21 protein-coding genes are annotated in these 21,206 nt (G+C 59.7%); 10 read left to right on the top strand and 11 right to left on the bottom strand.

Annotated features, from left to right (window positions below; translation table 11 throughout):
• The first annotated feature begins 3 nt into the window (after positions 1-3).
• Together AC07RZ_RS04925 and AC07RZ_RS04920 are read left to right on the top strand one after the other, a co-directional pair.
• Positions 4-411, top strand: coding sequence for a roadblock/LC7 domain-containing protein (locus AC07RZ_RS04925; RefSeq protein WP_494667118.1), 408 nt, complete (start codon positions 4-6; stop codon positions 409-411).
• An 89-nt stretch (positions 412-500) separates the two neighbouring features.
• The gene (locus AC07RZ_RS04920) at positions 501-860 is read left to right on the top strand and encodes a hypothetical protein (RefSeq protein ID WP_494667117.1); all 360 of its coding nucleotides are present in this window, start codon (positions 501-503) and stop codon (positions 858-860) included.
• Between the two features lie 178 nt (positions 861-1,038).
• Here the strand turns inward: AC07RZ_RS04920 and AC07RZ_RS04915 are convergent, their stop codons facing one another.
• From AC07RZ_RS04915 to AC07RZ_RS04880, 8 genes are read right to left on the bottom strand one after another with little or no spacing between them, the layout of a single operon-like run.
• A complete protein-coding gene (locus AC07RZ_RS04915; protein WP_494667116.1) occupies positions 1,039-1,326 on the bottom strand; it encodes a hypothetical protein in 288 nt (95 codons plus the stop codon).
• 32 nt (positions 1,327-1,358) lie between these two features.
• Entirely contained in the window at positions 1,359-1,946 is a 588-nt protein-coding gene (locus tag AC07RZ_RS04910) for a hypothetical protein (RefSeq protein ID WP_494667115.1), read from the bottom strand.
• Positions 1,947-2,001: 55 nt separating this feature from the next.
• On the bottom strand, positions 2,002-5,805 hold the full coding sequence (locus tag AC07RZ_RS04905; RefSeq protein WP_494667114.1) for a pilus assembly protein: 3,804 nt from the start codon (positions 5,803-5,805) through the stop codon (positions 2,002-2,004).
• 54 nt (positions 5,806-5,859) lie between these two features.
• Positions 5,860-6,477: a pilus assembly PilX family protein gene (locus tag AC07RZ_RS04900; protein ID WP_494667113.1), complete on the bottom strand. Its 618-nt coding sequence runs from the start codon at positions 6,475-6,477 to the stop codon at positions 5,860-5,862.
• 12 nt (positions 6,478-6,489) lie between these two features.
• Positions 6,490-7,662 (bottom strand): PilW family protein, encoded by a 1,173-nt coding sequence (locus AC07RZ_RS04895; RefSeq protein ID WP_494667112.1) that lies wholly within the window; start codon positions 7,660-7,662, stop codon positions 6,490-6,492.
• On the bottom strand, positions 7,659-8,090 hold the full coding sequence (locus AC07RZ_RS04890; protein WP_144737127.1) for a hypothetical protein: 432 nt from the start codon (positions 8,088-8,090) through the stop codon (positions 7,659-7,661). The genes AC07RZ_RS04895 and AC07RZ_RS04890 overlap by 4 nt, the downstream gene beginning before the upstream one ends.
• Positions 8,091-8,678, bottom strand: coding sequence for a GspH/FimT family pseudopilin (locus AC07RZ_RS04885; RefSeq protein ID WP_494667111.1), 588 nt, complete (start codon positions 8,676-8,678; stop codon positions 8,091-8,093).
• Positions 8,669-9,085 (bottom strand): prepilin-type N-terminal cleavage/methylation domain-containing protein, encoded by a 417-nt coding sequence (locus AC07RZ_RS04880; protein WP_186450450.1) that lies wholly within the window; start codon positions 9,083-9,085, stop codon positions 8,669-8,671. The genes AC07RZ_RS04885 and AC07RZ_RS04880 overlap by 10 nt, the downstream gene beginning before the upstream one ends.
• Here AC07RZ_RS04880 and AC07RZ_RS04875 point away from each other — a divergent pair.
• Both AC07RZ_RS04875 and AC07RZ_RS04870 read left to right on the top strand, forming a co-directional pair.
• Positions 9,075-9,419, top strand: coding sequence for a hypothetical protein (locus tag AC07RZ_RS04875; protein ID WP_494667110.1), 345 nt, complete (start codon positions 9,075-9,077; stop codon positions 9,417-9,419). The genes AC07RZ_RS04880 and AC07RZ_RS04875 overlap by 11 nt on opposite strands.
• A gap of 17 nt (positions 9,420-9,436) precedes the next feature.
• Complete coding sequence (locus AC07RZ_RS04870; RefSeq protein WP_144737133.1) at positions 9,437-10,069, top strand: response regulator; 633 nt, start codon at positions 9,437-9,439, stop codon at positions 10,067-10,069.
• 15 nt (positions 10,070-10,084) lie between these two features.
• On the opposite strand, the gene AC07RZ_RS04865 is transcribed toward AC07RZ_RS04870, so the two are convergent.
• Positions 10,085-13,078 carry a sensor histidine kinase gene (locus AC07RZ_RS04865; RefSeq protein WP_494667109.1) on the bottom strand — a complete coding sequence of 998 codons (2,994 nt, stop codon included), beginning with the start codon at positions 13,076-13,078 and terminating at the stop codon, positions 10,085-10,087.
• 122 nt (positions 13,079-13,200) lie between these two features.
• Between AC07RZ_RS04865 and AC07RZ_RS04860 the strand changes: the two genes are divergently transcribed.
• From AC07RZ_RS04860 to AC07RZ_RS04845, 4 genes are all read left to right on the top strand, one after another.
• Positions 13,201-13,713: a hypothetical protein gene (locus tag AC07RZ_RS04860; RefSeq protein ID WP_494667108.1), complete on the top strand. Its 513-nt coding sequence runs from the start codon at positions 13,201-13,203 to the stop codon at positions 13,711-13,713.
• Between the two features lie 92 nt (positions 13,714-13,805).
• Positions 13,806-14,573 carry an alpha/beta hydrolase gene (locus tag AC07RZ_RS04855; protein ID WP_494667107.1) on the top strand — a complete coding sequence of 256 codons (768 nt, stop codon included), beginning with the start codon at positions 13,806-13,808 and terminating at the stop codon, positions 14,571-14,573.
• Positions 14,574-14,656: 83 nt separating this feature from the next.
• On the top strand, positions 14,657-15,340 hold the full coding sequence (locus tag AC07RZ_RS04850; protein ID WP_494667106.1) for a heavy metal response regulator transcription factor: 684 nt from the start codon (positions 14,657-14,659) through the stop codon (positions 15,338-15,340).
• Positions 15,337-16,746, top strand: a complete 1,410-nt coding sequence (locus AC07RZ_RS04845; RefSeq protein WP_494667105.1) for a heavy metal sensor histidine kinase — start codon at positions 15,337-15,339, stop codon at positions 16,744-16,746. The genes AC07RZ_RS04850 and AC07RZ_RS04845 overlap by 4 nt, the downstream gene beginning before the upstream one ends.
• Positions 16,747-16,793: 47 nt before the next feature.
• On the opposite strand, the gene AC07RZ_RS04840 is transcribed toward AC07RZ_RS04845, so the two are convergent.
• Positions 16,794-18,479 (bottom strand): methyl-accepting chemotaxis protein, encoded by a 1,686-nt coding sequence (locus tag AC07RZ_RS04840; protein WP_494667270.1) that lies wholly within the window; start codon positions 18,477-18,479, stop codon positions 16,794-16,796.
• Here AC07RZ_RS04840 and AC07RZ_RS04835 point away from each other — a divergent pair.
• Positions 18,382-18,651, top strand: a complete 270-nt coding sequence (locus tag AC07RZ_RS04835) for a hypothetical protein (RefSeq protein ID WP_494667277.1) — start codon at positions 18,382-18,384, stop codon at positions 18,649-18,651. The two genes, AC07RZ_RS04840 and AC07RZ_RS04835, sit on opposite strands and share 98 nt — an antisense overlap.
• 160 nt (positions 18,652-18,811) lie before the next feature.
• Positions 18,812-18,994, top strand: coding sequence for a hypothetical protein (locus tag AC07RZ_RS04830; protein ID WP_494667104.1), 183 nt, complete (start codon positions 18,812-18,814; stop codon positions 18,992-18,994).
• A gap of 7 nt (positions 18,995-19,001) precedes the next feature.
• On the opposite strand, the gene AC07RZ_RS04825 is transcribed toward AC07RZ_RS04830, so the two are convergent.
• A partial coding sequence (locus AC07RZ_RS04825) for a YadA family autotransporter adhesin (protein WP_494667103.1) occupies positions 19,002-21,206 on the bottom strand: 2,205 nt, incomplete at its 5' end.

Here is a 21,206-nt window from a genome sequence, read left to right as displayed (position 1 = left end):
CACATGGAAATCAAAGCCAATCTCGCTTCTGCGTCAAACGCAGCCCATCATGTATTCAACCAGATCGGCTTGCTCCAGAACAGCATCACCACCGTAGTCATGACCACGCTCGATGGACAGGAAATCGCGATCTACGATCCCGGGCTGAAATTCAGCGCGGTGCGCCTGTCGGCCATGACCAGCTCGCTGGTCGCCATCGCACGCTCGGTCGGCAAGGAAGTGGAATTCGATGGATGCGATCGCCTGATGCTTGAAACCCCGACAGGAAAAATCATTTTCCGGCCGGTCGGCCATCCATACCCCTACCTGCTGTGCGTCGTGGTCAACCGGGACGCCATCCTGGGACACACGATATGGACGGTCGACAAGATCGTCAGCAATTTCATCCGGCAGCTGACCCTGGGCCGGTGACTCCATTCCACGCATCGGCGCTGCTGGCCGGCCGGCGGTGATGCGCCTGTTCCATTCAACGCCGCTATCTACATACACAAGGGAAAAACATGAGCAACATGACTGTTATCGTTGAGACACTGCTGGACATCGATGGCGCGCTGGCGGCGGCAATCGTCGACAGCAACAGCGGGATGATCCTGGAATCCGGCGGTTCGGGCCTCGACCTGGAACTGGCGGCGGCCGGCAATACCGAAGTGGTGCGCGCCAAGCTGAAGACCATGAAAAGCCTCGGCCTGCAGGATTCCATCGAAGATATCCTGATTACCCTTGGCAAGCAGTACCACATCCTGCGGCCGATAGACAAGCACCACGGCCTGTTCATCTATGTGGTCCTCGACAAGAGCAAATCCAACCTGGCGCTGGCCCGCCGCAAAGTGCTGGATGCGGAGCAGGTGCTGGTCATGTAATTGCGCCCGGGCGACTTGTCCGCAGGCCGCCGCCCGCACACCTTGCGGGCGGCGCATCCAGGCAACCCAACCCGCGATTTTATCGGTAACCCTGCAGCGTCTTTGGCCGGCATGATGATGCAGGGATAAGAACTTCGGGCTGGACGTCAGACAGGAATCCGCGGCCCCGGCCGCCTGCCTATGCCGGATCGCAGCGGCCCGCCTTTCGCCGGGAAGATTCGCGGATCCGGCCCAGAGCCAGGCCGCCATAGACAAGAAAAGCGCCTATCCCGGCGCAGCATAATATGCTCAGCAAAAGCAGATCCGCACTCCACGCCTCCCTGTGCAAGCGAAATACAATAAGAACCGCCAGCGTTGCGCCAGCCAATCCGCCCAGAACGCTGCCTGTCGCCAAATCACTCGTTTTCATGTGACTGTTTTGCGACTGTATGTATTGCCATATATCGTTAGCCTTGGAATTTTCCATTTTTTATCCGTCGGTTTTCCTGTTCTTGCTGCTTATCCAGGTGGGTTATTCAGTTCCGGCCCGATATGGAACTCCAGGTCCTGGTACGAATTCACATCCTTTCCTCCCAGCCTGGCCGGCATGAAACGCGTACCCCGCAACATCCTTTCTATCCGTTCCAGCGCTTGCTGGTCATCGGCCAGCGCTTGCAATGTATCGACGCCGGCCACCACGCCGCTGGCGTCGACATACAGGCGTACGCGGATCGGCAGTCCGGAAACGGCAACGTCCGCCAGCAAATCAGGATCGGGGGCGCTGTACGGCAACGCATCCTTGTCTACCTCCAGCGGCCCGTAATATGTCGGCTCCGGCAACCGGTATGCCGTCTGTTCGGCTACGACGCCGGCCTGGAACGGTTTGGCAGGCTGTTTGTCCCCGTATGCCGGCTTTGGCCCGGTTGACGGAGTCCGCGCCACACCAGGCGCCGCCGCCACGACTTGTACATCGACGTATGCCTCCTGCTCCGTATCCATAGCGGCGAATCCTGCGCCATCCGCGGCAAGCCACCACGGCACCAGCACGCAAACATGCAGCGCCAGGGAAACTCCGGCGCCAAGCAGCCGGCGTACCTCGAACTTCACGCCGCGTGTTTCCCTTGCATATGCATGTGGCGTCGGCGGCGCGCCACGCAGGCATTCAATTGGCAACCGGGACCTGGCGCCAGTTCAGGCGGTTGAACGGATTATTCACCGACGGCTCAGGCTCGTAGGTGCCGCTCTTGCCGTCGCTGGTGGTGGTTACCAGCTTCACTTTGCCGTTGATGTTGGCAAAATAGATGCCGTTGTTCAGCCCAGCCGCGGTCACCAGCGCCAGGTTGCCGTATTGAGACTTGCCGGTGCTGTAGCTGACCGCATAGACATCGTTGCTGCCTGAGGGAGTGCAAACGTCGCCATCCGGCAGGTTGGCGGCAAATGCCACGACGCCGCCGTTTGCGGCAGCTTGCGATGTAACGCGCCGCGCGATATTGTTGTCGCTCAATCCCAGGTCGATATACCAGCCTGACGGCTTTTCAGGAGTGGCGCCTATGCCGGTTGTCACATCCGTATTGTTGTTCAGGTTGGCGCGGGTAATCGGATATTTGCCGACGGCGGCCGGCAAGGTGGCGACCGTATCGAACCTGCTCCCGGTGCCATCGTTGATGGCGTAGAAAGTCTGGACCTGACTGCTCTTGATATCGCTGTCCGCCAGCAGCTTGCCGGTGCCGACCAGCACATAACGCTTCAATGAATTTTTATCCACCTCGATCAGCGGCCGGGTGGTGACAGGCTGTACCGCGGCTGCGCCGGAGGGATCCGTCAGCAAGGCGATCTGCGTCGGCGCATCGTAGCTGCTGCCGGTGGTCTTGGTCAGGTCCAGGCGCCATACATTGCCCAGCAGGTCGCCGGCATATACGGCGTCCGCCGTGTAATCGGTAAAGTCGCCGACGTAGGCCGATGCCTGGGCCAGGCCGGCCGGCGCGCTTGCGCTGCCGGCGCCGGTCGGGATCGGCGGCTCCAGCAGCGCGCCGTTGCTCGGATTGACGATATAAAAATATCCCTTGCCGTCGGCGTTGTTGTAGCCCGAAGTCAGGATCGCCACCCAGCCGTACTTGGCGGTCTTCACCACCACCGCGGGACCGTAGCTGTAGCCCATGGTTGCATCGGTGAACTCCCACAGGACCGCCTTGGCGAGATTGGTTTCATTGCTCAGCGTGCCGGGATTGGTGACGTCGAGCGCGTAGTAGCCCTTGCCGCCCTTGCCCAGCCCGCCGATCAGCAGCGAGCGCCAGTCGGCAGAACTGTTTGCAGCGCCAGCCCTGCCAAGATCGACGTCGGTCACCACCGGTGTCGCATCGACGAAAAAATGATGGATGTAGTTGGCGCTGGCCAGCGAAACCAGGCCGTTCACCGCGGGCGTGGCGGTTGGTCCCTGGTACAGGAAGCTGGGCACATAGGCGAACAGTTCTTTGCCGCCGCTCAAGGCACCGTCGAAAGCGTGCAGCATGCCGTCGTTGGCGCCGACGTAGACTACCGTGCCGCGCGTTTTCTGGGCGGCGACGAAGCTGCCGTAGCCAGGATTGCTCGCATCCGCATACGTTGCCGCCGGCACGCCGACCGGGGCGGCCTTCGAGGTAACGATATCGCCCAGCAGGTATGCGCGCTGGCGGAACGGATTGCCTTCCTTGCTGCGGTCGCCGCGCAAGAAATTGACGACATCGGCGGTACTCATCCCGGATACCGACAGCGCCGCGGCATTACTCGCGTTGCCGATATTGGCGGCACGGAACGCCACCCCCTTGCCGCCGTCGCTGGTTGCAATGAAGCGCTGCGTATCCCAGCCGTTGACCAGGCTGCTGCCGCTGCCGGTGGCCGCCGCCTGCGTCTCCAGCATCGCACGCGCATCCCATGCGGATGCCGTAGCGACCACTTGCCCGCTCGTCGCATCGAATTGCAACGCACTGGCAATCACGTCGCCCGACCAGTTGGCCGCGAAATATTGTGTGCTGTAGCTGACTGTTCCATCGGTGACGCTTACCGGCGATGCTACCGCCAGCGAAGAAGAAAACTGTGATGCCGCATTAATGCTTTTAAAGGCATCGGTCAGCGACGACACCATCAAGCCGGCCTTGCCGGCGTCATAATAATTGTCCGGCCGCAAATTGCCGTTGCGGTCCGTATCACCGGCTTTGTTCCAGCTTGATTGCGCCAACGCAGTGGTATTGCCATAGGTGCTGTAGCCATCAGGGACGGTAAAGCCGCCGTATTTTGCAGCGAGCCAGTATTGATTGTTTTTTTGCTCTACGCCACGTTCCATCACGTCCAGCCAGTACGTTGTAGCAGTAGTTGTGAAGGATCTCTTCTTGCTGCCGAAATCGTTGGGCCGCAAATCGCCAGTATGCGCGGCATAAGCGAGACCGGCGATGAAATAACTGCTCTGGTCGCAACACCATGTCGGATGCATCTCTCCGAGATTGCCCAGGCCTTCCAGTGCACCGACCTTGTTGGTCGCCAGCCGGACATCAATCGAAGAGCTTGTGACTCCTGACACCGGCACATCCGACGCCACGCTGGTCGGCATGGTCGGCTCTTTGCTGGGGTCGGCGATCGTGCTACCGGGAAGATTGGCGTCGGCGTGGGTGTTTTCATCGCCGATGCCGATAATGAAATTCCTTTGGCAGGCATACTGGATTGGATCATCCCAGCTGGTGATTACCGGGAAACCGTCAGCCATGGCGGCATTCAGATTGCTGGTGTATTCAGGAACATTGCCGGCGTTCCTGAGATAACGTATCGCCGTGTAATACAATTCGCTGACCGGATCCTTGCCCTTGTAGATTTGGCTGGCAAAGCCGAATTTATTCAAATAATTGATGACGCCACTGTTGGCTACGGTGCTGCCGGTGGCTTTTCCAGTGGCGGCGGCGTCGCTGCTATCGGGATTATCGACAAAGATGCCGGTAGCCGGATCCCATTCCTTTTGCGCGTTATCGAGACTGCTCGATCCCGGCACCGGCGTCTTGGGGCCGACTGATTTCATCCTGGCGCGCAATACGCCGCCATCACGCAAGAGGTTCGAATCGTTCAGATAAGAGACTGCTGCAAAGCGCAATTTATCAGCATTGTTTTGAATCAAGCCGGTCGGCTTGTATATATTGCTGCCGTATTTGGTGCAGTTGGCTTCCAGCGATATCGCATTCGGATCGCAGACCTTGACCAATACCGGTATGTCGAAAGTAGCGCCGGCAGTCGTGCTCGACGCCGGGACGTTCTTTCCTCCCGAGGTATACGCCGTGGTGACAAAAACCCCGAAAGTGCCGGGAGTATCGTCGACGCTGATGGTGGTGTTGCTATTATTGTTCGATACCCGCATCGAGGTGCCGAAGCCGTACACACGCACATAAATGCTATTCCAGTTTTTGCCGCTAAACGGCGTAGCGCCGCTTATCGTCGTAGCATCCTTGGTAATTGCCTGGACCGGAAAATTCCCCACTCCCCCTTGACTTGCCGGCATATAATTTTTTTGCAATACCGTGGCAGTCGTGGTGTCTACTGCACGGTAGCCCCCGGTCAGCGCCCAGCGGAAGGGGTCAATGGTTGACGTAGTCGCCCAATTCAGGAAATTGCCGCTCCATTGCCCGGAACAGACGTGACTTGCAGCTGCCTTGCTTGCCGCAAAATAACCATTGGCATTGTCGTAGTCGTAGCATTTATCAGGATCAAAATAACCGATAAACGTTGAACTCGGTGCATACGCGCCGGTATGCGCGCGGCTTGTCGCCGTAGGGTATTCAACCGACAGGGTCAGCAACACATTGGACGGCACGATAATGCTGCTGAACATAGGCGTATCGTTCAGCGCTGTTTGCGCATGCGCTGCGCAAACAGTACCCAGCATCAGCACGCTGAGCAGCAAACGGTTCAGCCAACGCGGCGCCTGCAGCGTCTCGGGGATTCGATTCATGTACTGATGCTCCTGTGTATGCCGGACAGACATGCGGCCGCCAGCAGTCTGCGCTTAGTGGGTGAACGTAATCTGGGTAAACGTCTGGGTATTGCGCGGTCCGAGCGCCATGACCGTCAGCCGGTAGACCGGCCCCAGCCCCGCGCTCACCTTGGTGACGCCGGCCGTGCCTTTCTTGTCGTCGACGAACGAACCCATCGTGCAGGTCGATTTATCCGGAACCGTGCCTGATATGCACATCCTGTCGATCACGTAACGCAGCCGGATGCCTGTCGCGGCGTCGGTGATGTCGTCTTTTTTTGCCGATGCAATCAATACATCCGGGATGCCCGGCAGTTTTGTCGACGGCAAGACATGCGCCCAATAGTTCTGGGCCGCCTGGTCGCTGTACAACACGGTTTCCGACACCAGCGCCCCGCTGACGAACTGGGTCCGGACCTGCGCCACGGCGCGTTCAGACTGGTTCGCCAGGTCGCGCTTGAAGGCCAGGTTGCCTGCCGTCAGCAAAGAGGTGTCGGTCGAACTGATCAGCGCCACGCTGGCCAGCATCAGTACCAGCAGGGAAATCAGGGCCATGATCAAAACCGAGCCGCGCTGCCTTGCGCTGCGGCTCGATGCCAGGCCAGGATGCAAAGCGCCGGGCGATGATCGGGAAGATGAAAGCATGGTCATGGCAGGCGCTCCTCAGTTGCTCAGTGCAAGCGCATTGCGCAATGGAATGGCGGCATCCAGGACCCGGTACCGGAATTTCTGTTCTGCCGCAGTCAAGGTCTTGGCATATGAAAACGCCGTGCCGTCGAACATGGCCGGCAAGGTCGCCGGCGAAACCGCGTTCTTGTCTTCCACCGCGGAACGGGTAATCATGCCGATGCGGATCGCCTTGATCGAGGCAATCAGGCTGCCGGCGTTGACGCTGCCGTCCAGCAGCGCGCTGGCCGCATAACTGCCCGTCGGCGCAGTCCATGTGATATTGCCGTTGTTGGCTTTGTCGACGCCATACAGCGCCTGCATTTCGACTACGCCATCAGCGATCTGGTCGGTAGCCGTTACCGTTCCATTCAGCAGGTCGAAACCCACCAGCGTGTTGTTGGCGCCCACGCCATATAGCCTGAACGAAGGTGCGCCGCCAAGATTGAGGGCGACCGAATCGGAGGAATAGCTGGTCAGGGCCTTGTCGGTGCCCGCCGTATAAAATGCGCCGCCCAGCGGCAGCACTCCGCTGCTGGCCGGGCCGGCGTAAGAGCCGTCCACGGTTTCGATCAGGCAAGGAGACAGCGCAGCGGCGCCGGGACGTTCAGCCACCAGCAATTGCTGCCCGGCCGAGAATGACAGCGTATTCAGCAAATGCAGCTGCGGACTGGGGCTGGTAGTGGGGATGCTGGTCGATTCGACCGGCATTTCGCCGTAGCCGGCGGAACCCGCCATCACGATCAAGGTATCGGACAGCACACCTTTAGGATCTTGTCCGATGATCACCGGCGCCATGCGGAATACGCCGCCGATGTTTGCCGCCAGCCCGTCGAACGGACTCGGCAGCGCGGCGGGCGGGATCACCGCCTTGCCGTTGCGCATGGCATTGATCGCGCAGCCGAAGGTCAAGGTGTATTGCTGGGAAAACCCGGTGCCGGCGCTCCTGATGGCCTGGTCCAGCTGGTACAGCGCGAAAGCGCCGTTCTGGTTCATGTCGTTGGCGCCGGTAGTGTTTCTTTTGCGCGCCTCGCTGACCGACATCACGCTGAAAATCGCCAGCGACACCACCAGGCCGATAGCCAGCGCCACCATCAGCTCGATCAGGCTCAGGCCGTGCTGGAATGGCCGGCGCATCCGCGGCGCCGTGCTTTTCGATTGCTGTGTCATTGCACCACTACCTCTGTCGTATAAGTATGGCTGGCGGCCGCCGTATTGTTCTTCGTGGCCGCGGTCCAGCTGATGGTGATGACGACCAGGCTGGCATTGCTCGCATCAAGCTTGGCGACACCGCTGCCGCCGTGGAATGCAGTCTTTACCTTGGCTTGCCAGTTGGTGTAGTCCTTGGCGTTGCCGCCGTCGGCGGCGCACAGCAAGTCGCAGCTGCCGCTGACCAGCTTGCTTTTGCTCCACAGCGCGGCCACCAGGTTGTCGGCCAGCAGCGCCGCCTGGCTGCGGTCTTCGGCGCTGATGGAATTATTGATGGTTGCCGCTTGCAATCCGACCAGGCCCAGGATGCCGAACGAAAAAATCAGGATCGCCGCCAGGACTTCGATCAGCATGAAGCCGCCTTGCCGTTTCAGGGAGTGGTTCATCATTCAGCATCCCGTCGGCGTGGTATTGGATAAAACGATTTTCGGATCGCACATGCGGATCTGCCCGCTTTGCGTAACGACGATCCTGAGCGCACGGTCGCCGCCTGGATTGGCGACATCGAATTTATAGGATGCCGCGCCGGTGTTGCCGAGGCGCCCGAGGCTGGTGAAAGTCAGCGTATCGACGTCGCCGGCCACAGTCACATTGGCGTTCGCGCCGGCCAATGAAGAACCCTGCACGTAGAGGTTGTAGGCGGCATCGGTGGCGTCGGCTGCCAGCAGCGCGCCGTTTTGCTGCACGTACCAGTTGCTGCCGGTCTTCGACGTGGCGGCGTCCTTGGCCGGCGTGCCTGCCGTCAGCCGGAAATCGACCAGGCGGCTGCGCCGCACCGCCTCGGTTTTTGCCAGCCGCATGCCGTTTTGCAGTGCTTCGGCGGTGGAGCGGGTCTTGGTATTCTGGATCCAGGTAGAGAACGCCGGCACGGCTACTGTCGCCAGGATGGCCACTACGGCAACGGTGACCATCAGTTCGATCAGGCTGAACCCCTGGCCTCCGGACCGGGACCGGAACCAGGACAGCGTCAAGCGCATGGCTGCCCTTTTTTAACGATCCAGGCAACGGCGCAGGCGCTGCCCCAGCCGGTTTTCAGCGCGGTGGTGGCCTTGACCAGGCCCGCGGCGACTGTGTAGGTATAGGTGTAAGAAAAGGTGCTGACAGGACCGCTGCCGGTCGCCGTAATCGCATACTCCTGGTCGCTCAAGGTGCAGGTAAACGTGAAATTATTGGTGTTGCCGGCGCACGGTCCGCCGGTGTATTTCCGGTTGTCCTGGTAAAACTGTTCCAGCTGCGCCTGTCCCGCAGCCATGCCGTTGGTAGCATCCACCAGGTAACCGCGCAGCACGTAATCGGCATAGCTTGGATAAGCGATCGCCGACAAAATCGCAATGATGGCGACTGTGATCATCAATTCGATCAAGGTAAAACCTTTGCTTGCCATGGCCATGCCGACCTTCTCTTCAGATGTGATTTTTACAAACAAACCGGACAGAGGTGAGAATAACCATTCTTTCACAAGGGAAATATCGTCATATCCTGAACTTGGTGTAGGGATTTCCTTGCTTGCGGTAAGCTGCGCGTTGCCGTCACATCAAGCAGTACAAGCAGCAAACAGGAAAGGCGCGAGGACGAAATCGGCGGCACGAATGCCTTGCAGAAAAGAAAACCATCGGCGGCGGGAGGTGCGCGATAATGGCGGGAAAAACCGGCTGTTCCACGGATGCCAGATCAAGACGCAAAGATCAGGGCTGGCATTTCCATCCATGGTGAAGTGAAGTGAATTGAGGGATTCATGATACGAGTACTGATTGCCGACGATCACGCGATCATGCGTGAAGGGCTGAAACAATTGTTCGCTTTGGGCAAGGAGGTGACGGTGGCCGGAGAAGCCATCAACGGCGGACAAGTGCTCGACGCCTTGCATGCGGGCGGGATCGACCTGGTGCTGCTCGACATGACCATGCCGGGCGTCAGCGGCGTCAACCTCATCCAGCGCATCCGCGCCCATGAATCCTATCCGCCGGTCCTGGTCCTCAGCATGCACAATGAACTGCCGATTGCACGCCGGGCGCTGGCGGCGGGCGCCGCCGGTTACCTGACCAAGGATAACAAACCGGAAACATTGATGAACGCGATCCGCAAAGTGGTCGCGGGAGGACGTTTCATCGATCCTGAACTGGCGGAACAGATGGTGTTCGAGTCCAGCAGCTCCGACCAGCGGCCGCCCCATGAACTCTTGTCCGATAGGGAATTCCACATCCTGCGGCTGCTGGTGCGCGGCAAAAGCGTCAACCAGGTTGCGGAAGAACTGTCGATCAGCAACAAGACGGTCAGCACCCACAAGGCGCGGCTGATGCAAAAAATGAACTTCCAGAATAACGCCGAGCTGGTGCGCTACGCGATTACCTACAATCTGATTGAATAATATCGATCCCCGCCCTCATTGATTCGGCGCCTCGTCGGCGATAGGAATCGACACCCTGATCGTGGTGCCGACGCCAGGCACGCTGACAATGGCAACCTCGCCGCCGAGCATGAGTGTCCGTTCCCGGATGCCGATCAGGCCGAACGATTTCTTCTTTTGCACGCCGGCGTCAAATCCCCTGCCGTTGTCGCGCACCTCCAGCAGATAATGCTGTTCCTTTCTCTCCAGGCTGATTTTCACCTGGCTCGCTTGCGCGTGGCGGCTGATATTGGTCAATGATTCCTGCGCGATGCGGAAAATGGTGGTCGCCCGCTGGTCATCCAGGATGATGTTTTCTTCATGCACGTCCAGGCTGCATGGGATGCCGTTATTGTCCCTGAATTCTTCGGCCAGCCACTCCAGCGCCGACACGATCCCCATGTCCAGCGCCGATGGCCGCAACGACGAGACCACATTGCGCACCACCTTGATGGTAGCGTCCACCAGCGTCACCATGCGTTCGATTTTTCCTTGCAGCGACGGGTTTTTCTCTCCGAACTCCAACCCCACCACCGATACCCCCATGCGCAACGCCGACAGGTGCTGTCCCAGTTCATCGTGGATTTCGCGTGTCAGGTGCTTGCGTTCTTCTTCGCGCGACGCTTCCAGCTCATAGGCGCGCTCGCGCGCCTGCCGCTCCTTGAGCCGCTGGCGCCCGACCAGCCAGCGGACGCGGTAGCGATGCATCAGGTACAGCAGCATCAGCGACAGCAACCCGCAGGAGGCGTAGAAAACCTTGGTCCCCCACCACGGCGGCAGGATCACGACCTCGACTTCCGCCATCGGCGAATAAGCCTGCATGGCAGGATTGTCAGCCGCCACCTGGAAACGATAGCGGCCGGGAGGCAAAGCCGCATAGCGCACCTCGGGGATGCTGGTCTTGGACCAGCCAGTTTCCAGGCCTTGCATCCGGTAACGAAAATTCAGGGTCTCGCGGTTCTGGTAAGACAATGCCGCCAGCTTGAAGTTGAGCGGGCCGGAGCTCCACGGCAAGCGGACAGGCTGGCCGCGGACAAGGGTTTCGCCGTCGCGCGCGATGCTTTCCACCAGCACATCCAGCTGCAATGGCGCGAACAGCGATTCCGGCCGCAGGATATGGGACGCGCCGCCGCTGGTTGCCACCCACATCGAGCCGTCGCCGTCTTCATAAAAGGAGTTCAGGTCAGTGTCGTTCCACACCAGCCCGCTTTCCTGGTTGAAAAACCGCCATTGCCTGTGATTCCATACGCCAATTCCGGCATCCGTAGATGCCCACAACCAGCCGCGCCTGTCTTCGAGCAGCGCCGTCACCGACTGATCCAGCAGCAGCGACGGCGTAACATCGCTGATCTCCACCGTCTCGCCCTGGTCGACGCCACGCCAGACATTCCCTGCTTCACTGCCCAGCCACAATATTTCGCTACGGGTGCAAGCGATAGCGCTAGGCTGGAAAACCTGCGCCGCCGGCTTGGTCCGCGGCTTACGCCAATGCACGCCGTCAAAACGCAGCAGCCCCTTGTCTGTGACAAACCACAGCACCCCGGCCTGGCCCTGGCACCCCTGGTATGCGTTGATATCCTCAATGGACGGAAACTCCGTTACTTTTACCGGAACCGGAATGGATTGCGGCTGCCTGATGTTGTAAATGCCCTGCTCAGTGGCAATCCACAGTTGTCCCGACTGATCGAAAAACAAGCTGTTGATCGTTGGCAGCTGAGCCACCTTGACCTCCGCTCCGGCGCCGCGCCCGCGGCGCACCAGGAGTCCTGAGAGCGAGCCGGTCCAGATATTTCCTTGGGCGTCTTCAACCATGTTTCCCCACTGGTGGGATGTGCCGCCATAGGTTGTCGGCGTGACGGAAAAATACCCGTTCTTCTGCAATATGGCGGAGCCGGAACGGGTGCCTACATGCAGCAAATCTTGCCGGTCGCGCAAGAACGACAGCACGACGTTGTTGGGCAGGCCTTGCCTGGAGGTCCAGTTCTCCCAATTCGGATAACCTATCCAATGCACCAGTCCATGTCCCAGCGATCCTAGCCAGACACCGCCGTCGCGATCAAACAGGATGGCGTTGATCCCGCCGCCGACGGTCAGTCCGCTGGATTCGCCAAAGGATTCCCAGCGCTTGCCGTTCCAGCGGATGATGCCTTCGTCGTACCGGCTGAAAATCCGGCCGGCGGCGTCCGCCGCGAGGAACTGAATTCCGTGCGCCTTTTTCTGATCGTTCTGGTCTGGCGAGCGGTCCTGAAAGAGATCTCCGTCGGCCGGCAGCATAAAGATCTTGTGATCGCCGCGCACCCAGAGCTGCCCTTGCCGGTCATGCAGAATGGCGCGCCAATTTTCCCCGGCTGGCAAACCGCTTTCCTTGCCCAGAACCTGCAGCTTGCCCTGGTCGTAATGGCACAACGCGCGCTCGCATCCCATCCACAGGTCCCCGTGCGAGCCGACATGGATGCTGAACAAGGTCCGCATCTCGGGATAGCGCGACAGCTGCCCTGCCTCGAAAAATTCCTGCGCCTGCCAGGAATGGCCGTGGTCCGCCGACTGCACCAGCCACAACCGGTCCCGGCTTGTCACCAGCAGGCGATCCGGCCCAAGGGTTGCAAAGGTCTGCCCTTCATGGAAGCTGAATTGGACATTTTTAAATTGCATCGGCACAAAACGCTGTCCCTGCCACAGGTACAAGCCTTCGCTGGTGCCGACCCACAGCCGGCCGCTGCCGTCGACATGCAATGCGGTTACAAACTGAGCGGACAAGCCCTCCAGCTCAAAGCGCTGGAAGCGCGCGCCGTCGTAGCGGAACAAACCGTTTTGAGTCCCGATCCATAGGTAGCCGCCAGGCTCTTGCGCCAAGGTGGTAAGGGCCATGTTTGCCAAACCATCGGACTGGCTGTAATAACGCAATGGCAGCTGCTGGCAGATTGCCGCCGTCGGCAGGCAGATCAGCCACAGCATTACGATCAGTCGACGACGCCAGCGCAAGCTCATCATTCAGGTTCCTGCCGCCATTTGAGGACACAAACGAGGTTTTTCCGAGGATACCCCATGCGACAGGATATGGTGAAAATCCTTATACAAGCATCCAGCTGATGCCTGCCGCTCAAAGGATCCCCATGGCAATCAGGACTGGAATGCAGAACCGCCCTGGAACATACCGCTGCACATCAAAAAAAACTCTTCAATTCGGCAATCGAAAGGTCGCTGGTTTCATGGAGGCTGATCAGGATGGATGCGCCGACCCGCAGCCGGCCATGGCGGATTTTACTGATTATAGGTGGGGCCACTTCAAGGCGGCGCGAAAGCGCAGCGTCGTTTTTCAGTTCCAGCTTGGCTATGACGGCATCCAGCATCTTGTTGGCATTCTTGATGTACTTATCCGCGTCGTCTGCATTCTTCATTGCTTGCCTTCGGTTGTTGACATGAAATCAGATGCATTTCCAAAAATGCAATCCTGTTTTGCTACTCTCTCAGCAGAAATGTTAATCAATCCGAAGGACAGGGAGCATCAGGAAATCATGATTTCCGGGTGGGCACGAGAGAAACCGCTGTCGGGAATTCCTTACGCTGCGTCAATTGGAGGACAACAGGACGACGCAACGTCCGGCATTGTCATTTTTTTGTCATGACTTGGTCATCAGGCTGACGGAGCGCGGAAACCATACTACGGGAACGTTGTACCAGTAGTCCAACCCCGTGCCCCCGCCACCAAGGAATAATGATGAACATCTCCCTCACCCCAACCCGCGTTGCTTGCGCAATTGCTTCCGCTTTGCTGCTGGCTTCCGCTGCGGCGCCGGCATCCGCCGCTCCGGTCAAGAATATCGTGCTGGTGCATGGCCAGTTTGCCGACGCCTCCGGCTGGAAACCCGTGTACAACATCCTGGCCAAGGACGGCTACAACGTCAACATGGTGCAGGAACCGCTGACCTCGCTGGACGAAGACGTCGCCGCCACGGTGCGCGTGCTGGCCCGCCAGCAGGGACCGAGCATCCTGGTCGGGCATAGCTACGGCGGCGCCGTCATCACCCAGGCCGGCACCGATCCGCATGTCGCCGCCCTGGTGTACATTGCCGCACACGCGCCGGATGCCGGCGAATCGACTGCCTCCAACAAAAACAAGATTCCCGGGCAGATCCGCACCGTGACCACGCCGGACGGTTTCGTTTTTGTCGACCCGGCCCATTTCCATGAAGATTTTGCCGGCGACCTGCCGGCCGACCAGGCCGAGTTCATGGCCCGCTCGCAAATACCGGCGGCAGCGCGCGTCAACACCACGCTGATCACCAATCCTGCCTGGCGCGTCAAGCCGAGCTGGTATATGGTGGCGAAACAGGACCGCGCCATCAACCCGGACCTGGAACGCATGTACGCGGCGCGCGCCCACAGCCACACGGTGGAAGTGGATGGCGCCCATACCATCTATATCTCGCGGGCCAAGGAAGTGGCGGCCATGATAGAAGAAGCCGCACAATCTGCAGGCAACTGATTGCCGCGGCACCGGCGCATCGGACCTGCCGGGGTAAAATCAGGCTTCGGCAGCGTGCCGGGTTCAGGATACAGGGACACAGCGTGAGAATTCTTGTCGTCGAAGACGAACTCAAGGCAGGCGAATACCTGCGCAACGGCCTGACGGAATCCGGCTATGTGGTGGATGTCGCCGTCAACGGCAGCGACGGCCTGCACATGGCGCAGGAGCTGCGCTACGACCTGATCGTGCTGGACGTGATGATGCCCGGCATGGATGGCTGGGAAGTGATGCGGCGGCTGCAGCTGGACAAGAAGCAGACGGATACGCCGGTGCTGTTCCTGACGGCGCGCGGCACGCTGGAAGACCGCCTCAAGGGACTTGAGCTGGGGGCCGACGATTACCTGGTGAAGCCGTTTTCCTTTGCCGAGCTGCTGGCGCGCGTGAAGATCGTACTGCGCCGCGGCAGCCAGGCGCGGCAGGAAGACCTGCTGGAAATCGCCGACCTGCAGATCGACGTACCCAAGCGCCGGGTGGTCCGCGCCGGCGCCCGCATCACGCTGACCAACAAGGAATTCGCACTGCTGCAGTTCTTCATGCTGAACCAGGGACAGGTGCTGTCCCGTTCCCTGATCGCATCCCGCGTGTGGGACATGAATTTCGATAGCGACACCAATGTCGTAGACGTCGCGGTGCGGCGCCTGCGCAAGAAAATAGACGATCCGTTCGCCATCCGCCTGATCCATACCGTACATGGCGTCGGCTACCGCTGCGAAGTGGAACCATGAACCGGTCGCGCCACTCCCTCGTTTCACGCCTGGCCTTGCTGTTTGCCCTGCTCTCGTTCGCCGTGCTGGCGACAGTGGGCTATGCGCTATACAGCGCGCTGGCGGCGCAACTGGTGAAACGCGACGACGCCGCGCTGGTAACCCGCGTGGAGCAGATACGCACCCTGCTGCGCGATGTCGACCTGCTTGACCTGATCCACCAGAAGCCCGAACTGTTCGCCAACATGCTGGGCAACCGCGAAGCCTTGCTGGTGCTGAAATTTCCAGGCCAGGCGCCGCTGATCGAAGTCAATCCCGGCGGGATTGCCGTGCCCGAGATGAAACCGATGGCTGCCGGCGCCGCGCTGGACTTGTCCGCGGTGCATCATTCGATAGAGAACGGCACGCCTTTCATTGTTGTCTCTGCGACGGCGCGCGTCACCGATCCGCAGCATGTAGAACACGAATTGCAGATCACCACCGGCCGCCTGCTCACCGAGCGCACCAGCATGCTGGCGGCATACCGCCTGCAGATATTCGGCGTGGCGCTGGCGGCAGCGCTGCTGGCGGCCATGCTGGCTTACTGGATTGCGCGCCGCAGCCTGTTGCCGCTACGGCAGCTGGCAGCGCAAACCGGTTCCATCGGCATCCGCAACCTGTCCACCCGCATCGACAGCAGGAATGCCCCGCGCGAACTGCTGCCGCTGATCGACGGCTTCAACGCCATGCTGGACCGCCTGGAAACCAGCTTCGCGCAGCTGAGCCAGGTATCCGCGGACATGGCGCACGACCTGCGTACTCCGATCGGCAACATGCTGGGCCAGACCGAGGTAGCGCTGGGCCAGAAGCGCAGCACCGAATATTACGAAAAACTGCTGGGCTCGAACTTCGAGGAATTGCAGCGCCTGTCCAAGATGACCGACAACATGCTGTTCCTGGCCCGTGCGGAACATGCTGATCACGCCATAGAACGCAAGCCGCTTGAGGTGCCCGCGGAACTGGAGCGCATTGCCGATTATTTTGAAGGGCTCGCCGAAGAACGTGACATCACGCTGGCGTGGCGCGGCGAAGGTGCGGTCTGGGCCGATCCCAACCTGCTGCGCCGGGCGCTGGCGAACTTGCTGTCGAATGCAGTGCGCTATGCGGACGCGGGCACGGAAATCACCCTACTGTCGCAGCAGGACGCTGCCGGCACCTCCATCAGCGTGGAGAACAAGGGCCCGGTCATAGGAGAACAGCACCTGGCCCGCCTGTTTGACCGCTTCTACCGCGCCGACGCGTCGCGCCGCGGTTCGTCCGACGCCAGCGGCCTGGGCTTGTCCATCGTGCGCAGCATCATGCTGCTGCACCAGGGAAGCTGGGATGCGGTCAGCAGCGATGGCACAACCCGCTTTACGCTATTTTTCCCCAGGCAGGATGCGCCCTGACGGCTGGCAGCAATACGTCCAAGGCGGAAGCATTTTCAGGGACGAAATTAAAACTGGTCCCAGTCGCTGTCGGCGGCAGCGGGCGCATTCGCCACGCGCTTGAAGGTTTTCACATTCGCCGACGGCAGGCTGGCGTTACGGGCCGTTATGCGTACCGGTGCTGCGGCAACCGCAGCCTGACGGCCTGCCGTCTTCAAAGACGCGCCGCCGGACGCTGGCGTCGCGCCGGTGCTGAATACGCTGACCACCTGCACCAGGTTGCCGGCCTGGTCCTGCAGCGATGCAGCCGCCGCCGCTGCTTCCTCTACCAGGGCCGCATTCTGCTGCGTAACCTGGTCCATCTGCATGATTGCCTGGTTAACCTGTTCGATGCCCGCGGTCTGTTCCTCGCTGGCCGCCGTGATTTCGCTCATGATGTCGGTTACGCGCTTGACGCTGTCGACGATCTCGCCCATGGTGGCGCCGGCCTGGCCGACCAGCTTGACGCCGACACCGACTTTTTCCACCGAATCGTCGATCAGGTGCTTGATCTCTTTGGCGGCGACAGCCGAGCGTTGCGCCAAATTGCGCACCTCGCTGGCCACCACCGCGAAGCCGCGCCCCTGCTCGCCGGCCCGGGCCGCCTCCACTGCCGCGTTCAGCGCCAGGATATTGGTCTGGAACGCGATGTTGTCGATCACGCCGATGATATCCACAATCTTCTTGGCCGACGCGTTGATCAGGTCCATGGTTTCAACCACCTGCGACACGACGCCGCCGCCTTTCACCGCGACGCCGGATGCGGACACCGCCAGTTGATTGGCTTGCCGCGCATTGTCGGCATTCTGTTTCACGGTGCTGGTCAGCTGTTCCATCGAAGCCGCGGTTTCTTCCAGGGAACTGGCCTGCTGTTCCGTGCGCGAAGACAAATCCAGGTTGCCTGAGGCGATCTGGTTTGACGCCGTGGCGATAGTATCAGTGCCGACGCGCACTTCGCCGACGACCTTCAGCAGGCTGTCGTTCATGTCTTTCAACGCTTGCATCAGCTGGCCGGTTTCATCGGTGGTTTTCACTTCTATGCGGCTGCCCAGGTCACCGGAAGCGACGGTTTGCGCTACCTTGATTGCTTCGCCCAGCGGACGCGTGATGGAGCGAGAAATCAGGAAGGCGCACACCGCGCCCAATGCGATCACCAGCACGCCCAGCAGCAGCAGCAGGTTGAGGCTGCGGTTATATAGCTGGGCAATCTGGAGCCCGGTCTGGTCGATATTATTTCTTTGCAAGGCCAGGAACGCAAAAAGCTCGCCTTGGTAACTTTTCGCCGTCGGCATGAATTCGCTGTTGTATATCCGCGATGCTTCCTCAGCCTTTCCGCCCTGCTTGGCTTTCATTGCCGCGACTTTGGACTGCTGATATTTTTCGCGTAAAGTCTTGATCAGTGCATATTTCTCTTTTTCCGAGGCAGAGGTCAGCAGCGGTTCGAGCGAATTCTGGATTTCGGTGCCTTTCTTGGCGCTGGCGTCGATGTCCTCCGCAAACGTGGTGGCTAAAGTATCGTCCGTGCTTTTGACAATGAACGAAGTGCGGGCGATGGCGGCGTTGGTGAGGACGGTCCAGTCGGACACGATCCGTTCCTTTGCCAGGGGACTTTCCATCATGCGCTGCGTCTCCATGGCAACCTGGCGCAGGTTCCATATGCCGGTGGTGATCGAAACGACTGAAAGTGAAAGAACAATCGCGAACCCGATTCCCATCCGCGTACCGACTTTAAGATTTACAATTTTCATTTCTATTTCTTCTGTCAAGAGTGCGATTGATCAACGCCGAAGAAAATCGCTTTTCTCAGCCGCGAATTTTTCCATCGATCCCGTTTCCGTGCAGGACGCCAGCCGGCCGATATCGACCGGGATCCGCGAAATTTCATGACATTCGCTTAACAACACCGTCCACAACGTAGTTAACGGCAAGCATCGTGATTTTTTTAGGGAGTCCGGCGGCAGCCTGCAGGGACGACCGGCATCGCTGGCATGCGCCGTCGGCCAAGGGAGACCCGGGCCGCATCTGGACGTGCTGGCCTGGGCGCCTGATGACTCGTATTGAACCAGCACCTGCCATGGCGGGCGACGCAGCAATGGCGGCGGATTTCCGCATCAGGTGCGGCAAGAGCCTGGCGCTTGCTTGCTTTTCCGAGGCCCGGATTGATGAAAATCGTGCCTGTAAAAAAAATGAGCGTCCAAGGACGCTCATTCGAAGCACATTGAACAACTAGTTCATCGCTACCATGAATAGCCAACTCCAGCATTGAGCAATGTACGCGTACCGGAAGTTGTACTGACACCGAATTTGATGACAGTGCTCTGGCTGACACGAGCGCTGGCGCCGATAGCCAGGGCCGTGTAGCCGGCATAACTGCCGATTCCGGCGCTTAATGCGAAGTTCTTGCCATTATCGACTTGCGGAAGACCGGCCAGAGCCCCTGCCATTGCCACACCGCTAAAGGCAATGCGCTGGACATCTCCAATCTGGTTTTTCACCGCTGACAATTGCGAAACATTCACTGCATCCGTTGGATCGACGCCGGCCGCCACGTTGGTGATGCGGCGTTCACTGCCAGGAGCCCCGACAGATACCGTATTGGCCTGGTCCGCGATGGAACCGGCGCCCAGGGCCACCGCATTATTCCCGGTGGCTTGCGCCCCTGCGCCGGTCGCGACGGAGTTATTGCCCGAGGCCAGCGCATTCTGCCCAATCGCGACGGTAGGATCGCCGGTCGCCTGGGCGTTATTGCCGATCGCCACCGATCCGGCCTGCGAGGCCAAGGCACGGAAGCCCACGGCCGTGGTATTGGCATCGGTTGCCTGTGCGTTGGAACCGAATGCCGTCGCGCCGTCTTTGGTCGCCTGCGCGCACAAGCCGGAACCGGTCGCATCGACTCCCTTCACTGTGCCGCAGGTTGCCGGGTCCACATTGTTGATCACCGTGCCGTTAGTACCGCGCGTCTGCACCGTACCGTCGCTGTTGGCGCCGCCCATCGTCGTGCCGCCAACCACCGCGCCGTTGGCTGCAGCGGCATTTGACGTAGCTGCGAGCGACCTCAACGAGGCCGGCATTGTACCGGCTCCCGCCTGGTTTGCCGATACGGATGCGACACCGGTTGACAACGAACTGATGCCGCTCGTCGCCGTGCTCAAGCCGGCTGCCAGTAAATTGATGTCCGTCGACACTGATGTAGACAAAGACGACAGCTGACTGTAATTCACCGCATCGGTTGGCCTCACGCCGGCAGCCACATTGGTAAGGGTCACTGGCGTTGTCGCGCCAACTCCTCCCAGGGTAACGCTGGTATGACCGGGGTTGTCATACTGGACAGAGTTGGCAACTCCCGTCGACAGCGTAGCAAAGCCAGTCGAAGTGGAGGTCGACAGCGACGCCACGTTGCTGTTGGTCGTGCTCAAGCCAGTCGACAATGAGCCCACATTGCTATTTGTTGTGCTCAGGCCGGTGGACAGCGAATTCACGCCGCTTTGCACCGTGCTGATGCCGGTCGAAGTCGAGGTCGACAGCGACGTCACATTGCTGTTGGTGGTGCTCAGGCCTGTCGACAGCGAGCCGATGTTGCTGGCGTTGGTGCTGATGCCGGTCGAGGTCGACGTTGACAACGACGTCACATTGTTATTGGTTGTGCTCAGCCCTGTCGACAACGAGCCGATGTTGCTGGCGTTGGTGCTGATGCCGGCCGAAGTCGAGGTTGACAACGACGTCACGTTGCTGTTGGTAGTGCTCAGGCCGGTCGACAGCGAACCAATATTGCTGGCGTTGGTGCTGATGCCGGTCGAAGTCGAGGTCGACAACGACGTCACGTTGCTGTTGGTAGTGCTCAGGCCTGTCGACAGCGAACCAATATTGCTGGCGTTGGTGCTGATGCCGGTCGAAGTCGAGGTCGACAGCGACGTCACATTGCTGTTGGTCGTGCTCAGCCCTGTCGACAGCGAACCGATGTTGCTGGCGTTGGTGCTGATACCGGTCGAAGTTGAGGTCGACAACGATGTCACATTGCTGTTGGTCGTGCTCAGCCCTGTCGACAACGAGCCGATGTTACTGGCGTTAGTGCTGATGCCAGTCGAAGTCGACGTTGACAACGATGACACGCTGCTATTGGTCGTGCTCAGACCGGCCGATGTCGAAGTCGACAGCGAGGTCATATTACTGTTGGTTGTGCTCAGACCCGTTGAGGTCGAAGTCGACAACGATGTCACGTTGCTATTGGTCGTGCTCAAGCCTGTCGACAACGAACCAATATTGCTGGCGTTGGTGCTGATGCCGGTCGAAGTCGACGTTGACAGCGATGAAACGCTGCTATTGGTCGTGCTCAGGCCCGTCGAGGTCGACGTTGACAGCGAGGTCACATTGCTGTTGGTCGTGCTCAGCCCTGTCGACAGCGAACCGATGTTGCTGGCGTTGGTGCTGATACCGGTCGAAGT

The organism is Collimonas sp. GW821-FHT07E08 (genome assembly GCF_059418905.1).
This window is presented reverse-complemented; position numbering and strand designations above follow the sequence as displayed.

Excerpts from the sequence above, each read along its gene's own strand:
- AC07RZ_RS04925 (WP_494667118.1), top strand. The coding sequence starts at position 4 with ATGGAAATCAAAGCCAATCTCGCTTCTGCGTCAAACGCAGCCCATCAT.
- AC07RZ_RS04920 (WP_494667117.1), top strand. The coding sequence starts at position 501 with ATGAGCAACATGACTGTTATCGTTGAGACACTGCTGGACATCGATGGC.
- AC07RZ_RS04915 (WP_494667116.1), bottom strand. The coding sequence starts at position 1,326 with ATGGAAAATTCCAAGGCTAACGATATATGGCAATACATACAGTCGCAA.
- AC07RZ_RS04905 (WP_494667114.1), bottom strand. The coding sequence starts at position 5,805 with ATGAATCGAATCCCCGAGACGCTGCAGGCGCCGCGTTGGCTGAACCGT.
- AC07RZ_RS04900 (WP_494667113.1), bottom strand. The coding sequence starts at position 6,477 with ATGACCATGCTTTCATCTTCCCGATCATCGCCCGGCGCTTTGCATCCT.
- AC07RZ_RS04895 (WP_494667112.1), bottom strand. The coding sequence starts at position 7,662 with ATGACACAGCAATCGAAAAGCACGGCGCCGCGGATGCGCCGGCCATTC.
- AC07RZ_RS04890 (WP_144737127.1), bottom strand. The coding sequence starts at position 8,090 with ATGATGAACCACTCCCTGAAACGGCAAGGCGGCTTCATGCTGATCGAA.
- AC07RZ_RS04885 (WP_494667111.1), bottom strand. The coding sequence starts at position 8,678 with ATGCGCTTGACGCTGTCCTGGTTCCGGTCCCGGTCCGGAGGCCAGGGG.
- AC07RZ_RS04880 (WP_186450450.1), bottom strand. The coding sequence starts at position 9,085 with ATGGCAAGCAAAGGTTTTACCTTGATCGAATTGATGATCACAGTCGCC.
- AC07RZ_RS04870 (WP_144737133.1), top strand. The coding sequence starts at position 9,437 with ATGATACGAGTACTGATTGCCGACGATCACGCGATCATGCGTGAAGGG.
- AC07RZ_RS04865 (WP_494667109.1), bottom strand. The coding sequence starts at position 13,078 with ATGATGAGCTTGCGCTGGCGTCGTCGACTGATCGTAATGCTGTGGCTG.
- AC07RZ_RS04860 (WP_494667108.1), top strand. The coding sequence starts at position 13,201 with ATGGCAATCAGGACTGGAATGCAGAACCGCCCTGGAACATACCGCTGC.
- AC07RZ_RS04855 (WP_494667107.1), top strand. The coding sequence starts at position 13,806 with ATGAACATCTCCCTCACCCCAACCCGCGTTGCTTGCGCAATTGCTTCC.
- AC07RZ_RS04845 (WP_494667105.1), top strand. The coding sequence starts at position 15,337 with ATGAACCGGTCGCGCCACTCCCTCGTTTCACGCCTGGCCTTGCTGTTT.
- AC07RZ_RS04835 (WP_494667277.1), top strand. The coding sequence starts at position 18,382 with ATGCGCTGCGTCTCCATGGCAACCTGGCGCAGGTTCCATATGCCGGTG.
- AC07RZ_RS04840 (WP_494667270.1), bottom strand. The coding sequence starts at position 18,479 with ATGGGAATCGGGTTCGCGATTGTTCTTTCACTTTCAGTCGTTTCGATC.
- AC07RZ_RS04830 (WP_494667104.1), top strand. The coding sequence starts at position 18,812 with ATGACTCGTATTGAACCAGCACCTGCCATGGCGGGCGACGCAGCAATG.